Annotated in this window: 16 protein-coding genes and 1 pseudogene; 4 read left to right on the top strand and 13 right to left on the bottom strand. The window is 54.5% G+C overall.

The genetic code is table 11. The features are described from left to right. Positions 1–10 precede the first annotated feature (10 nt). Positions 11–544 (bottom strand): tetratricopeptide repeat protein, encoded by a 534-nt coding sequence (locus tag PSH79_RS14730; RefSeq protein WP_305438015.1) that lies wholly within the window; start codon positions 542–544, stop codon positions 11–13. A 159-nt stretch (positions 545–703) separates the two neighbouring features. Here PSH79_RS14730 and PSH79_RS14725 point away from each other — a divergent pair, with 159 nt between their 5' ends. Further along, on the top strand, positions 704–1,477 hold the full coding sequence (locus PSH79_RS14725; RefSeq protein WP_305438014.1) for a class I SAM-dependent methyltransferase: 774 nt from the start codon (positions 704–706) through the stop codon (positions 1,475–1,477). A gap of 61 nt (positions 1,478–1,538) precedes the next feature. On the opposite strand, the gene PSH79_RS14720 is transcribed toward PSH79_RS14725, so the two are convergent. Then, positions 1,539–1,874, bottom strand: a complete 336-nt coding sequence (locus PSH79_RS14720; RefSeq protein WP_305443976.1) for a DUF2834 domain-containing protein — start codon at positions 1,872–1,874, stop codon at positions 1,539–1,541. Between the two features lie 252 nt (positions 1,875–2,126). Here PSH79_RS14720 and ilvA point away from each other — a divergent pair. After that, positions 2,127–3,116: pseudogene (ilvA, locus tag PSH79_RS14715) on the top strand (threonine ammonia-lyase, biosynthetic); the annotation flags it as partial. Between the two features lie 23 nt (positions 3,117–3,139). Here the strand turns inward: ilvA and PSH79_RS14710 are convergent. The 3 genes from PSH79_RS14710 to eco form a co-directional block, all read right to left on the bottom strand. Then, on the bottom strand, positions 3,140–3,586 hold the full coding sequence (locus PSH79_RS14710) for a hypothetical protein (RefSeq protein ID WP_305438012.1): 447 nt from the start codon (positions 3,584–3,586) through the stop codon (positions 3,140–3,142). 170 nt (positions 3,587–3,756) lie between these two features. Next, positions 3,757–4,062 (bottom strand): NIPSNAP family protein, encoded by a 306-nt coding sequence (locus tag PSH79_RS14705; protein WP_305438011.1) that lies wholly within the window; start codon positions 4,060–4,062, stop codon positions 3,757–3,759. 21 nt (positions 4,063–4,083) lie between these two features. Then, positions 4,084–4,569, bottom strand: coding sequence for a serine protease inhibitor ecotin (gene eco, locus PSH79_RS14700; protein WP_305438010.1), 486 nt, complete (start codon positions 4,567–4,569; stop codon positions 4,084–4,086). 371 nt (positions 4,570–4,940) lie between these two features. On the opposite strand from eco, the gene PSH79_RS14695 reads away from it, so the two are divergent. Beyond that, entirely contained in the window at positions 4,941–5,210 is a 270-nt protein-coding gene (locus PSH79_RS14695) for a DUF1652 domain-containing protein (protein WP_305438009.1), read from the top strand. Here PSH79_RS14695 and PSH79_RS14690 read toward each other — a convergent pair. Together PSH79_RS14690 and PSH79_RS14685 are read right to left on the bottom strand one after the other, a co-directional pair. Further along, positions 5,207–5,605, bottom strand: a complete 399-nt coding sequence (locus PSH79_RS14690; RefSeq protein WP_305438008.1) for a hypothetical protein — start codon at positions 5,603–5,605, stop codon at positions 5,207–5,209. The two genes, PSH79_RS14695 and PSH79_RS14690, sit on opposite strands and share 4 nt — an antisense overlap. Positions 5,606–5,696: 91 nt before the next feature. Next, complete coding sequence (locus PSH79_RS14685) at positions 5,697–5,966, bottom strand: DUF2790 domain-containing protein (RefSeq protein ID WP_305438006.1); 270 nt, start codon at positions 5,964–5,966, stop codon at positions 5,697–5,699. A gap of 496 nt (positions 5,967–6,462) precedes the next feature. On the opposite strand from PSH79_RS14685, the gene PSH79_RS14680 reads away from it, so the two are divergent. After that, entirely contained in the window at positions 6,463–6,759 is a 297-nt protein-coding gene (locus PSH79_RS14680) for a hypothetical protein (protein WP_100848441.1), read from the top strand. Between the two features lie 54 nt (positions 6,760–6,813). Here PSH79_RS14680 and PSH79_RS14675 read toward each other — a convergent pair whose 3' ends face one another. The 6 genes from PSH79_RS14675 to PSH79_RS14650 form a co-directional block, all read right to left on the bottom strand. After that, a complete protein-coding gene (locus PSH79_RS14675) occupies positions 6,814–7,197 on the bottom strand; it encodes a DUF3304 domain-containing protein (RefSeq protein ID WP_305438005.1) in 384 nt (127 codons plus the stop codon). A 63-nt stretch (positions 7,198–7,260) separates the two neighbouring features. After that, positions 7,261–7,617 (bottom strand): DUF3304 domain-containing protein, encoded by a 357-nt coding sequence (locus tag PSH79_RS14670; RefSeq protein WP_305438004.1) that lies wholly within the window; start codon positions 7,615–7,617, stop codon positions 7,261–7,263. 327 nt (positions 7,618–7,944) lie between these two features. After that, on the bottom strand, positions 7,945–8,901 hold the full coding sequence (locus tag PSH79_RS14665) for a hypothetical protein (RefSeq protein ID WP_305438003.1): 957 nt from the start codon (positions 8,899–8,901) through the stop codon (positions 7,945–7,947). Beyond that, positions 8,892–11,606: a toxin VasX gene (locus tag PSH79_RS14660; protein ID WP_305438000.1), complete on the bottom strand. Its 2,715-nt coding sequence runs from the start codon at positions 11,604–11,606 to the stop codon at positions 8,892–8,894. Before PSH79_RS14660 ends, PSH79_RS14665 begins: the two co-directional genes overlap by 10 nt. Beyond that, positions 11,606–12,178, bottom strand: a complete 573-nt coding sequence (locus PSH79_RS14655) for a DUF4123 domain-containing protein (RefSeq protein ID WP_305437998.1) — start codon at positions 12,176–12,178, stop codon at positions 11,606–11,608. Before PSH79_RS14655 ends, PSH79_RS14660 begins: the two co-directional genes overlap by 1 nt. Next, positions 12,175–14,229: a type VI secretion system tip protein VgrG gene (locus PSH79_RS14650; protein ID WP_305437997.1), complete on the bottom strand. Its 2,055-nt coding sequence runs from the start codon at positions 14,227–14,229 to the stop codon at positions 12,175–12,177. Before PSH79_RS14650 ends, PSH79_RS14655 begins: the two co-directional genes overlap by 4 nt. Positions 14,230–14,496: the final 267 nt, after the last annotated feature.

Here is a 14,496-nt window from a genome sequence, read left to right as displayed (position 1 = left end):
TAATTGATGCTCAGGTTTTCGTTGAATTGTTGATGGCTTCAGCCAAATCCTGGTACTCCTCGCAGGACGTGCCGCAAATCGATTTGATTTGCTGTAGCTGTTCCTGCGCCAGGTCGACGCGGCCTTTGATCACATAGGCCTCGCCGAGGTATTCGCGCACTTGCGCATACTGCGGATCGAGTTTCACCGATTGCAGGTAATAGCTGATGCCTTCGTCGGTACGGCCCAGTTTGCGCGTGGCATACCCGCGATAGTTCAGGGCCTTGGCGGTGTTCGGTTGCTGCAGGGTATCGAGCAGCGCCAGCGCTTCATCGTAGCGACCGTCCTTGGCGAGGCGATAGGCGTAGTCAGTACGATCAGCGTCGGGCAACAGGCTGCTGGTTTGCAATACGCACTTCTGCGTTTTGCTGTCCCAGACCTGGCCTTTGGGGCATTCGGGCTTCTTGACCGGCTCGCCTTCATCGCCATCGGCAAATGCCAAATGGCTGGACAGGACAGCGGCCAGCAGCAACGGGGCGGCGAACATAACGGAACGGATAGTCATGGGCAAGGCTCCACAGAGGGTTATGTCTGACTTTGAACACCACAGGGTGAAATTTTATTCATTGCTTTGTCAGTGACTGTTCAAGGCAGGCGTAAATTCAAGCGCTATGCTCGTGGGCATCCGCCGTTGATCCGAAGCTTTGCCGCAAGAGGAGTTGCCATGAAAGATCAGGTCCATCACTCAGCCGCCGCCGGCTATAAAACCGCTGCCGACACCTACGTCAAAGGGCGCCCCCATTACCCGCCGCAGGTCAGTGAGTGGCTGACCGCCACATTGAGTCTGGATGGTCATAAAACCGTGATTGATCTGGGCGCTGGCACTGGCAAGTTCACCGGGCGGCTGGTAGCGACCGGCGCGCAAGTGATTGCCGTGGAACCGGTGGCACAGATGCTGGAAAAACTCTCGGATGCCTGGCCGCAGGTACTGGCGGTGAGCGGGACGGCAACGGATTTGCCGTTGCCCGATGCTTCGGTCGACGTGGTGGTCTGCGCCCAGGCGTTTCACTGGTTCGCCAGCACTGAGGCGCTGACGGAAATCGCCCGCGTGCTCAAACCTGGTGGCAAGTTGGGGCTGATCTGGAACCTGCGCGACACCCAAATCAGTTGGGTGCCGAAACTCGATGCAATCGTAAATGCTCTGGAAGGCGACACGCCGCGCTATTACACCGGTGCCTGGCGGGCGGCGTTTCCGCACCCGGCGTTCGGCGCGTTGCAAGTCCAGCATTTTCACCATGGCCACACCGGATCGCCGGAAGACGTGATTTTCAATCGAGTGCGCTCCACCAGTTTTATCGCCGCATTGCCGGACGCGCAGCGGGCGCAGGTCGACGAGCAGATTCGCGCGTTGATCAATGCCGAGCCGCAATTGCGCGGCCGAGACGTCGTAACAGTTCCCTACGAAACCGCGGCCTTCATCGCCGTAAAACTTGGCTGAATCTCCCAGTGGGAGCGAGCCTGCTCGCGAAGGCTGATCCACCATCAACCTAAAATCCGGATCAGCTCAGTTGAGGCACATCGACAACGTTCTTGCGCTCCCGAACCCCACGAACCACCAGATACAACAACGGCCCAACCGACACAAAAACCGCCGTCAGCAACAAATAAGGCACCACCGACAACACAGTCTGCCCGCGCGCCTTGGCATCCTTGACCATCCATACGCCGGCCAGTGTCGCCAGCAAGTAAAGGTCAATCACCACCTGCGCAGTATCCGGGCGCGACATCAGACTGATGCCGAAGTCGATCAGCGACTGCTCGGCCTGAAGCATCACCGAAACGGTATAACCAGCAAAAGCGAGCAAAGCCGTGAGGGGCAGGGCGATAGACATCATGCATTCGTTCCTTGAAGTGATGAGCAGAGTCGCCACCCTACCTTTGTCGCGTGGAATTGGCCATTGACGCGCGAGCACCACTCGGGCTAATTTCCAGCCCATGACTTCCACCGTATTGCGCTGCCAGCCAAGCATTATTACCGCCATTCCTCATTTGGCGGGCTAGCTCACGACTGCAGCACCCAACCCGCCCTAGAGGCGGGTTTTCATTTTCTGTCTCCGGGGTTCTGATCAAAACGTCAGGAGACGACCATGCCGCACAGCGCCGACCAGCAAGCCTTGCTTGAGCAATACGTGAAGAAGATCCTCGCCGCGCCGGTCTACGACATTGCCATACGCACGCCATTGCAGGCCGCGCCGGCGTTGTCCGAAGCACTGGGCAACCGCATCTTGCTCAAGCGCGAAGACCTGCAACCGACGTTCTCCTTCAAGATCCGCGGCGCCTACAACAAACTGGTGCAGTTGAGCGACGAACAGAAGGCGCGCGGGGTGATCACTGCATCGGCCGGCAATCATGCCCAAGGCGTTGCGCTGGCAGCGCGGGAGTTGGGTATTGCTGCCACCATCGTCATGCCGTCGACGACACCCGAACTCAAAGTGCTTGGCGTACGAAGTCGCGGCGGCGAGGTGCTCCTGCAGGGTGAGAGCTTCCCGTTCGCCCTGGCCCATGCGCTGCAACTGGCCGAGCAGACCGGGCGCACCTTCGTTTCGCCTTTCGACGATCCGGAGGTGATCGCCGGGCAAGGTACGGTGGCGATGGAAATCCTCCGTCAGCATCAAGGCGCGCTGGACGCGATCTTCGTTCCGGTCGGCGGTGGCGGTTTGATCGCCGGCATCGCCGCCTACGTCAAATACCTGCGGCCGGAAGTGCGCATCATCGGCGTCGAGTCCGAGCACTCCGCCTGCCTGAAAGCTGCGATGCAGTGGGGGCAGCGCGTTGTACTGCCGAGCGTCGGCACCTTCGCTGACGGTGTGGCCGTGGCGCAGATCGGCGAGTATGGGTTTGAAGTGTGCCGCTTCTGCGTGGACGAAGTGATCACGGTCAGCAACGACGACCTTTGCGCGGCGATCAAGAACATCTACGACGATACCCGCTCGATCACCGAGCCTTCCGGCGCATTGGCCGTGGCCGGGATCAAACAGTATGTGGCGCGAAGCAGCGTCCGGGATCAAACCTTCGTGGCGATCGATTCCGGCGCCAATATCAACTTCGATAGCCTGAGCCACGTCGCCGAGCGCGCCGCTGCAGCGGCGCCGGTGTAATGTCAGGCCTGTTCAATCAAATTGAATTGGCCATTGGTGATCCTGACTTGCTTGTCTTGGTATTTGCCGGTGAATGAAACAGTGCCCTCCAGTCGCTTATTGTCAGGCGACGGCACGGCTTTCAGCGTGACGTCGCCGTCTATGGATAGATAAGCCTCAATACTGCCGGACCTTTGAATGACATAACTTGCCCAAACGTTTCCTGAACTGTCGCCAATCTCATAGGTTCCTGGCGCCACCCCCTTGGCGACGAAGACACTCAGGTGTACCTGCACCGGATCAAATGGGTCTGAAGAGATGTTCTGAGTACCGAAACCTTGCCAGTGTGGAGTCGGTATTGAAGAAAGCCTGTCGATTATTTTCGTAGTGTCCGCGCGGAACAAAGGGCGTTCGCCCCCATTGACGTCGGCAGTAAATACATTGGCAGTGTTTGATTCTGAAAGGCTCATCGCAATGCTCCTGATGCATGAACACGGTGGGAATGAATTCCCGGTGAGTGCTCAAACTACGGCATCAGGATGAGTTGCATAACTGTCAGAGTTGACAGGTATAACCAAGTTGACAATCGCTATTTGATCAACCTGTATTCGTCGCGCTGCTGCTTGCTGCCTGATGGCGATCAGGGCAGCAGCGGGCGCAGGAAGCTGCGTTCATAGCTGACGATGAACTTCTTCTCGACCAGTGATTGCACCAGCGCGGTACTTTCCGGATCGGTCAGGGCGATATGCCGATAGCTTTCGTAATCGGCCAGCGACGGAAAACTGAACAGGCAATAGGCGATATTGCTCGCACCCTCGGACGGCAGGAAGTAGCCGTGGTGGGTGCCGCCGAGGCGTTCGACGATGCCTAGCCAAGCCTTGGCGTAGGCCTCGAATTCGGCCAGTTGATAAGGGTCGATCACGTATTTGACGTGGCAGGTAATCACCGATGACGCTCCTTGTTCAGCTTATTCCTGAAGGGCAGTGCCGACTTTGTCCGAGGCGGACCAGATGCGATAACGCACTTCAACGTCCGATGGGGCATAAATCACCACCGGCAACTTGCTGTTGTAACGCAGCATGAAGCCATCCCCGACCACGGGCACGAACGCGCGCTTCTTCTGGGAGCCGGGCGGGCAGGCCATCATGGTGCTCATCGGGCCGATGACTGTTTCCAGCCGGTAGAACGAGTAACCCCAGCCTTCGAGGTTCTTCTCATCGAGCATGCCGCCCAGACGTTGGCGATTGCAGTCAACTTCAAGGGTTTTGCCTGCAAGAATCTCGACCTGAAAGTTCTCTTCCTGATCTTGCTTGGGCAAATGAATGACCTGACGAGTGAAACCGGCCTCAGCCTTTGGATACGGCGCCACATCTTCCAGTTTGGCCGCGTGGGCGAGGGTGGACAGGCTGGCAACGATCAGGCCGGTGGTCGCGTAAGTACGGAAAGAACCCATGGAAGCCTCCTTGCGGGTGTAGTGTGGATTGAGGGGCATTCTTACCCTCACGCGTGTCGAATGCAAACCGGCGCCGAGTTGCAATTTGCAGGGCCTGTCAGGGCGATTCTTGCATTTTGCAACTGGCCAAATGCTGGCCTCAGCGCCAAGTGCTTGATTTGACGAGGGTCAAAACGATCCGATGGAAGGCACGCTTTATGCGTCTATCGGGTGCAGCGCACCGGGTTCGGGCGCCTACACTCCAAGAGGCATTTCGCCGTACAACCGCCAGCCGCACCAAGGAAACAGCGGGGACACACCCGTGCAGGGGCAGCAAAAGCGGTCAACGTGAAGCGTTGATTGGCAGTTTCATTTAGAAGGAGAGGTTCACCATGTTTCTGTCTGCCTTGGAACTACGCAATATCATTGAAAGCAGCTTTCTGCCTAAACGCTGCCAATGCACGCTCTCGCCGGACATGTCGATGACTGTCAAGGTTTTCGGTGATCACCAGACCGACCAGGTCGATTTGTTGGTTAGCGGCATTGATGCCAGTCATTTGAACGGCTGTCGCGAGATCAACGAACTGATCGCCGGGCTACGCTCGGATCTGGAGCGACAGGCGACGCCACATCACTACAGTCCACGATCCAGAGCCATCTAACGCACCGTTTCACCCAGTTCGACCGTCACGCGCCGGGCCTGCACAAAACCAAGGCCCAGCGCGAACTCGACCAGCACCGCGAGCAGAATCCCGGGGCCGGCGTGGCCGTTAAGCCATTCAGCAAAGCCCAGCACCGCCAAACCCAAACAGCCGACGATAAAACCGTTGCTCAGGGCATTGCGCCCAAGCGATGGCGGCGCACTGCGCACCAGATAAAACATCAGCCCCAGCGCCGCAAACAGCACCGCACTGCGCCGCGCGACAAAACCGGCTGCGTCGGAATACGCGATGCTCCAGAGCGCCAGCAACACGTCGGGGAAAAAGCCCCAGACCAACGCCAAGAGAAAGCACAACGAAGAAGTAATGCCCGACAACGTGCGAAACGACAACTGCATGGCGAATCCTTGCGGCAGTGAGGAAGGGCCCCGAGCATAACCCCGCGAAACACTCCCCGCCTACCGCAAAGCCGCAAATCAGAGCGTTCCGTCAGTTTTGATAACTGCACGCGTCAGACAGCTTCCGATAACTGATTTCCTCAGGCTTGCCGTTGTTATCGATGTACTTCATGTCGGCAGTGATCACCTTGCAATCCAGGGTTGGCGGCTCAGTCAACGAAACGACCTTCGCCACATGCAATGGCATGCCGTACTCATAAGGCACGGCTTTGGATGTGGCGCTGGTGTCGTTGGCTTGGGCCAAACCGACGAACGCGGTGCAGGCGAGGGCGGTGGTCAGCAGAAACGGACGAATGTTCATAAGGGAACTCCCGTGTGGCGGTTCTAGAGTTCGGCGTGATATAGCCAAACCTGCCGCACTGGGCGTCAGCCAGAAGCGCTGAGGGCGTGCGGTTCAGTAGAGTTTTTGACCGCAGCGTTAAGCGATGGTTAACCGGGCTGAATGCCGGCTGTCAGGGAGCGGGGCGATTTCCTGCGCAGGCAGGCCGGATTCCTACAAGGACAGATGCCTTGTCTGCTTTCGGCGGCTGGAGCGGGGCAGTTATGGTTTGGTGTCGCTGCAAAATCAGCGATTCGGGTTTGGTCACCTGAGCGTTCACCCCATTGCAAATGTGCCATCATTTGCGCTGCGGACATCTATGTCCTCGCAGTGCTCTGTTGTGGCGGCTGTGTGCAGGATCGCTTTCGAGCGAGCTGAGTTGGGGTTATCTCGGTTGACCAAGCCTGTATACAGTCCGCCTCCCATTGTTTGGTCACAGTGCCGGCGGTTACTTTTGCCCCATTATGAGTAATCACCCATGCCAATCATTAATCCGCTCCCCAATCGCTACATCCCCCTCAACAGCGGCGTCACCGAAAGCGCGCCCCTGGTCATCGACACCGAAGCCAACCCCAAAGACATCCTCGAAGCCGCCGTCCAGCGCGTCCGCGCCTCGGCCGATCTGCTCGAAACCCTGCATTGCCTCTGCTTCAAACACGCTGATGTTCAGGACATTCCACACATTACCCATGCGCTGTACCTGCTGACGCAGGATGGCAACGATTTGCTGCAGGTGGCGCAGCAGCAGATGTTGAATTGGAAGGCGCCAGTTTGATGGGGTAATTGCAGTGATATAGACACGGGTAGGGAGTGAGACTCGGCCCGTGTGTTAACGCATCAAGACTTCCGTTGGGCGAGGTAGCGTATCCAGCGTCGTGGCTGCCCACACCAACTCAATCCGTTTGTTCGGGAAGAAGTAGACATGCAACGTGTCATCTCCTGGACTTCGTTCAGGCAAAGCCACTTGAGTTTCATGCCTTTCAATTTTCATTCCCTGATTTTCTTGAGCTTGAGACATGCTCAGAATCCAGACAACTTTTGCAGATTCACCGCTTATGCTCCAACAGCAAGTTACACCTCCGTTACCACCCCAATGGTCGTTAACCCAATAACTCCCGATAGTTCGGTCCGTGTAGTTGTGAGAGGTGAGTGCTGCACCTGGCGTACGGACTTGATCATGAATAAAAGGGATCGAAAAGGCCGCCAGCAGCATCAGCCACGCTGACCAATATTTTTGTACGAAGCCACTGTTGGGGGTTCGCTAAATCACGAACTCTCATTGCGCCCCTATGCTTCCAGCATTTTTCTTGGAGGGTCGCGTTTCAAAAGGGCTAAAAAGATCCGGACTCCAGCCCAGACGTACGTTATTGCCGGGATCGAACCGAACGTGCAGATACTGGTCTCCTGATTGACGCTTTGGTAACGGAAGCTCAATCTCATGACGCTCTTCTACTGCACCTTGTAATTGCTGTTGCCGAGTCATGTCCAAGATCCAGATGACTTTGGCAGTCTCACCTCCGAAGCGAGTGCAGCACATGATTCCTCCGCCACTCATGGCGTATAAATTCCCACCCCAAAAATCGTTGACCCAGAAGCTAAATATCGGGCGATCCATATAGTTTTCCGAGGTCATCATTGCACCTGGAGTGCGAAGCAGGCCGAGTATTTTCGGGGCGGCGTAGCAAAGCAGTAAGGCCAACACAGCTAGGGCTATTCGTCTCCTTCGCCATGTTCGTTTTCGGCGTGCGTACGCAGCAATGTCTATCAAGTGCATAAAGTCCAAAGGCAGGAGCTTATATCCCGGCTTATTGCTCGAAGGGGACTTCACCGATCGCGAACCGATGAGTCACACTTCAATCTTTCCTAGATTAGAATCAAACGGGTACTTTTAACTTGGATTCTATAAGCTTATGCGGTGGCTGTACATGCCCCTACCAAGCTGAGGATCCCCTGGACTTAATTAAGCAGGGAGACCACGCTCGCGTTCTAAATCAATCAATCTTGTCATTGGACCATCCGCTTCCAGTCGTTCAGTTACGACAGTGGGCCAACGGTTGCGCGAGCGACGCTTTGCTCTTTCATAAACAAAGTCTTGGATCTTGTTTGAAGGATAGAAGACTATGTTGTTTAGTAGCATCAAAAAATCAGTGCCAGTTAAGTAATTGCTTCCGCCTCCAGCTTCCTTTTTTTCACGAATGATTTTTCGCCATGCACCTAAGTATTCAGATTGTTTTAAATTTAGGTCTAGCTGGCTTTTTATAAAGTCATCCGATTCGCAATGAGCTCCATTGTGGTCGAACCATGGGCCGTTGTTCATATAGGAGCGAATGTATTCCCAAAATCCTTTCTGCATTTCCAAAGACTTTCCCGCCGGCGTACCAATGCTGACCATGATTTCGTTTTCAGGCTCTCCCAGTCGCTTCATTAATACTTCAAGCGAGGCGTTTCGGATGCTCCCAGAATAAAGGCCGATTATGTCGAACTCGCAAGCTACAGCCTCTATCCCTTTCCAGGGAGTATGATAGAGCTCTCCTTCGTTGTCGAAATAGACTTCCTGTGTTCGTCGGTTGAAAATTATCGGAAGTGGTAAAGCACGTCTTGTTTCGATGATAATTGGAAAAATGAACAGCGGCAGCCCGAAAAGTAACATCCAACCCACTCCGTCCCACTTGCCGAGTAAAGCCATCCAAACGCCAATGATTAGTGCGATTAGAGCTGAAACTCCCCCGAGAAGTCCGCTAAGCATGCCGCGGTTTCTATCACTGCCAACGTTCAGTGAAAGATAGTGTTCTGTGTGTTCATCAGTTATAAAAAGTTCGAGTGGCTGCTGCCCCGTTGACTCGTCGTCACTAAGAACTGCGGCAGGAGCATCACCATATTTCGCCATGATTTTTTTCATTGCTGTTCTTAAAACCATGCCAGCTCCTTGATTTCGATGGGCGGTAGTGTCATGCCTTCAAGTGGGGAATAAAAGAGCTGTCCATATATATTGTTAATCGCTCTACCTTCACGATCTACATGATATACGCGTCTGTATGTTGCAACTCCTGTTTCAGTGTTGACGCGTGTGCCGGCGTGTTTGTCAAAGCTATTGCCAGTCCAAGAAACTTTTTCGCGCTTGCTTCCCAAGCCAAAAATACCGCCCCAAACTTCTTCGCCTTCGAATCTTATAGTTGAATCCTCGATGACGGTTTTTCCAGGCATTCTCAGGATGAGGTAGGTGCTTTCAATCATACCTTTGTATGGGTTCATTTCGCTCAATCGATAAGCATCGAAGGTTATTGGAAATAGTATTTTGTATAATTGGATCATTGTATCTTTGTAAGTGGAGGACCAGCTGTCTGGGTTGAGTCCGAAACTGGTTCCTTTGACCCATTTTTCTAATGGTGTATCTTGGGTGTATAAGCGTGCAATTATTCCACCAACGATTAGTATTGTTACGCCTAAGGCTTTGAATGCTAAATGTGGTGCTTGACTCACCCCACGTCCAATTGTTGCAGCATCTCCTGCGATGACGGCAGCGCGGGCCGCTCGAAGAACTCTGAATGTTTTCACATAGATAGAAAGGTTGGCAGCAGAAGCGACACTGAGTCCTGCGTTGATGGCTGCAGTATCATAATCAGTAGAATTAAATGCTTCAAATGCTTCTATGCCATAAACGGCGATGTCAAATGCTGAAACTATAGCTTGAAGGAGCGTTGTTTTTGCCGCTTGGCCGACAGCCTCAGTAAGGAGGAGGCGGGAGTTATTTGAGTTTGGCGCGGCCTCCTTTAAAACGGCTTCCCAATTCAACTCGGCGACTTTTTGTGTTACGGCATTAGCCGCTGAAATTACGCCCGTTCCGCCGCCAATTGCGTTTAGTCCAGATTTTGCACTAGGTGTACTGATGAAGTCTTTTACAGCCCAGCCAAAATTAAGTGCGGCGGTTAGGGTCACAAGACACTTTATTGGGGCTGTTTTCAGTGCGGTCTTGCTAATATTCAATAGTATTTTTGGATCTCTATCCGAACTTACCAAATGGGAGATGGATCCTAGTTTTTCCGCTGGTTTTGCCACTGCCGATGCTGGCGATAGAGAAAAGAAAGGTAATTCTTTTGGTGCGGTGCTTGGCGGGCTTGCCAGTTGACTTTGTTTGACAACTGTAGAGTCGCTATCCATTACGTCAGATAGCCATTCCCCTATTTGGCGATTGCTCGCTTCCGTGACTAACAAACGCTGGCTACTGCGTCCCAGTGCTGCGCCTACAAATACTTTGCTGACATTATCTACTTCGTCAGCGCTTATGTGTAAATGTGGGGCGATCGCTGGAGATAATGCTAAAAAGAGTGCCTCCCTCGCTTTTTCTGGGCTTAATGCGGTCAATTTATCTGCAGTTTTATTTATTATTGCGGCTAACGTGAATGCTCGGCCTAGTTTTGCGGCTTCCTTGCTAAGAGGGCTAGCGTTATCTTTAATGCCGTCACCGAGGTCGATCAGTGATTTGATGTCTGCTGGAGCCATACGCTTTCCGAGCCCTAGCAGCGCCCAAAGGAGCCAAGGCTGACCAGCTTCCTGTTTGTCCGGGTCGAGTGCGTTTGCGAGTGCTTTAGCACTAAGGCTGCAACTAGACGGCCCTAGGCAGGCGGCTGCAAAATGCGCCTCAAGATCGCCGCGAGCGATTCGTTCTTCAATATCAAAATGGCCTGCTGCTGTATCCAGCGTAGAGGGTCCCTTTCGTTGAAATGTCGTCATCCAATCGTTCCATAGAATCGAAAGGAGGCGGCGAGATTTGGAGTATTCTTCTTCTTCGCTGTCTAGTTCTGCCCAAGCTGTTTTCAAATCGTTGTATCGCGTGATCGTGGGCAGAAGACTTTTAATCTGTGGGTCATTATCAGAGAGTGATTTGAGAACTCCTGCCACGGACCAGTCATGCGCGCGTGTTGTACGACGTTTTTCGTATTCTAAATGTTGAATGCGAATCAAGCCTGCCAAATCAATCCAAACCCCCCAAGGATCATCAGCAATAACATAAGCTTGCTGCTCGCATCGCTTCATGTCATCTAACATTGATGACCAATTAGGTTTATTTTTGGTTTCCGGCACGCAACTCCATTTGAAACCAATAGGCTCCATATAATCGCCGATGCTTTCATGAATGCTAGCGGCTTTGCCGCTAGCGGGTGCGGCGCCAGGAGTGAAGTTGCGCATGACTCTAGTGCGGACTTTGGCTTGATCTTTCGCTGCGGAGAATTGTCTGTCGCTCCACTTGACGGGAGACCACGAGATCATCGCGGGTGTCCCTGCGGGCAACATCAAGTAGGGTTTGGAGGATGCGTCAAGTACTTTTCCGCCGCGAGAGGTCTCCTGCAACATCGCAGCTTCAACACTAAACTCAATCAGCTTTTCAGGAGATGATTGCCAAACGTACAACCAACCATTACGTAGTAATCGCGCTGTGTAGTTCAGTGCCTTATCGCGGGTGGCGTCGTTGTCATCTCCCAACTCTGGAAACGTTCCGTTCACAGGTGGCAAGTCGAACGCGCTCACATCAATAGCGTGAGAGGGTCCAATCGCATAACGCAACGGTACTACAGCGGTAATCAACGGACACGCTGCGGGTTTGATAGTCGGTTTGTCAGTCATTACACCGCCTCCTGCGGAGTATCTGTATCTGTTGCCAGAGCTTGTAACAAAGGCCAGTCGAGCACAATCTGCGCATCAATGCCGGTATCAGCTGGAGCGCTATCTAGATCAGGGAAGTTGTTGGTCCACGCGAGCTGCACTCTTCCTTCATGACGTAACCAGACGCTTTCAACTCCGAACCAAAAACCGGCCGGCCAGCTTGCTCCTGATAGCCATGCCTGACGCAGTGGTAGACCGTCGGCCAGCCGTAACCAATATTCTTGGCGGTCAGGAGAGTAGATCCGGGTACGGCGCTGAAGGAGCTTAAAAACTTCAACCATTGGCCTTTGAGTTTGTAGCCATACGGCGTCATTTAAGTTTGCATCGCCTTGCAACCAGTCGTTCCGAGCTGCGCTGTCGCTAAGAGCTTCAAGCAATATGGGGCCTGCTTCAGCTATCGGGGCATAATGAGTGGCTTGCAGTAGTGGCATGAAGCGATGGCCAGGATACTTTTTAGGCAACCATTTCAACGCGTCATCAAACCTTGCGCCATCTATCAAAAGGAATCCTTGAGGATTCGGAAGCGTGGTCATTGCTTCGCTCCTTTGGCTGCTTTAGCTGCCTCACAAACTTCGCATACCCCGGATCGGGTGCGGCGGAACAAGATATTTTGTTTTATCAATGCCAGAAGCGGTAACCCGGGTTTGTCTGCATCAGCTATTTTTAGTATCCCCGGCAGTAACGGGGCAGCAGGCGTACCAACCCCCGGCGCACCGCCGGTATTAACCTTCACTTCAGCGCCACTGATCGTGACACCACCCGCATCAACCTTCACAAAGCTCCCGCCAGCCTTGGCGGTCAGCTCCATGCCACCCTCAATTACAACCTTTTCGCCAGCGTGATAGTGAATCTCCGTCCCGGCCTCAACAAACTGCGCCGTACCCACCTTCACATGCTGAGTCACCGCAACCGTCAGGTGATCATCCGCGCGCATCTCACTGATACGATCCAGATGCGTAATCCGGTGTTCCTCAACCTTGAACTCGCTCAGCGTATTGGCTTCAACGGTGTCATGCCGCTCATTACCCACACGAATCTTCTGGTCGTGCTCGATGTTTTCGTCCCAGTCGCGCTGGGCGTGGATGTAGATCTGCTCCACACCCTTTTTGTCTTCGATGCGGAATTCGTTGTAGCCCTTGCCGCCCGGTGAGCTGAGGGTTTTGAAGGTGCTGCGGGTTTTGTTTGCCGGCAGGTCGTAGGGGACGACGTTTTCCTTGTGGTACAGGCAGCCGGTGACGAGTGGCTGGTCGGGGTCGCCTTCGAGGAAGGTGACGAGGACTTCCATGCCGATGCGCGGGATGGCGATACCGCCGTAGGCGGCGCCGGCCCAGCCGCTGGCGACGCGCATCCAGCAGGTGGTTTTGTCGTCGGCCTGGCCGTCGCGGTCCCAGTGGAACTGGACCTTGATGCGGCCGTATTGGTCGCAGTGGATTTCTTCGCCTTTCGGGCCGGTGACGATGGCGGTCTGGCTGCCGAGGACTTTTGGTTTCGGGTGTTCGAGGGCAGGGCGGTAGTGCGCGTCCCACGGGGTGGCGATGAAGCTGTTGCGGTAGCCCTGGTGGAAATCGCTTTTGTTGTCGGTGACGTCGCTGGTGACGTTTTCGCCGAGCACTTGCGGTTGTTTGCCTTCGTGAAGCACTTCCAGCAGCAGCCACATATCGTTCCACTCGGCGCGCGGGTGTTCGGCGAGGGTCAGGAAGTGGCCGCTGGTGAGGGTTGGCTCGTCACCTTTGCCTTCGGCGAGTTTGTAGTCGCTGCGATGGCGTTCAAGTGCGCGGGTCGAGAGGAACTTGCCGCGCTCGCGGGTGGTGAAGCGGCCGGGGTAGTCGTAGTCCTCAAGGTCCGGGGCAAACTCGGTCTTGACTGCGCCTTCGGGCAGGATCTTCGGCTTTTCAAAGTCGTAGTCGCGGCGGCTGACGCGGGTGGTGCGGGTTTCCAGGCGCAGGTTGAAGCGCTTGATCACCGGTTTGTCGGCGCTCATGCCGGAGTCTTGCTGGTAGCTCACGGCTTTGAGTTTGCGGAACACGGTCTGGTCGTCGCCGAACACCAGTTTGTGGCCGCTGCTGCTGTGCTGGAAGTGGAAGTGGATGCCTTCCTCTTCGCACAGGCGCTGGATGAAATGCAGGTCGGATTCGTCGTACTGCACGCAGTAATCGCGTTCCGGGTATTCGGCGCCGAGCTGGAAGCTGTAGGCGTCGGCAAGGATGCCGCGATCTTCCAGCACCTGGGCGATGATCTTCGGCACCGTGAGCTGCTGGAAGATCTGCTGGTCGTGGTTGTGCCGCAGGTAGGCCAGTTGCGGCACCAGGCTGATGCTGTAGCGGGTCAGGGTCTTGCCGGAGTCGCCTTGCTCGATGCGATAGACCAGGCCATGGATCTTGCCTTCGCCGGTGGCGCCGAAGGTCAGCACGCCGGGCTTGTGCAGCAGCTCTTCAAGTTTAAGGTCGGGACGGGCGCTGACCAGTTCGAGGTCGAAACGGAACGGTTCGTTGAGGGCTTCGCGACCAGTGAAGCTGAGGACTTGCAGGTCGGCGTTGGCACCTTCGAGCGTGAGGGTGATGTGGGTTGCGTTGGCGTCCAGCATGCCTTGAATTCCGTCCGTTGAATAAGCAGGAGACGGATGATGGAGGATTAAACCGCCTCATTCAAGGCGCAAATGCCGTAGGAAGGCGCCCCGTGACCTATAGGGAAAACCCTTAGGCAGGGCTTTTTTTCTAATGAAACCGGGCGTTTGCTGGATTTTTACGACAAAAGTTTGTGTGCAATCAACTGGCCATGCGCTAAAGAATTGCCGGTCAGTTTCAGACTAAAGTCGTCTGTAGCACGTCAAAGCCATCTGCCATCATTGCAA

The organism is Pseudomonas sp. FP2196 (genome assembly GCF_030687715.1).
Classification (GTDB): domain Bacteria; phylum Pseudomonadota; class Gammaproteobacteria; order Pseudomonadales; family Pseudomonadaceae; genus Aquipseudomonas.
This window is presented reverse-complemented; position numbering and strand designations above follow the sequence as displayed.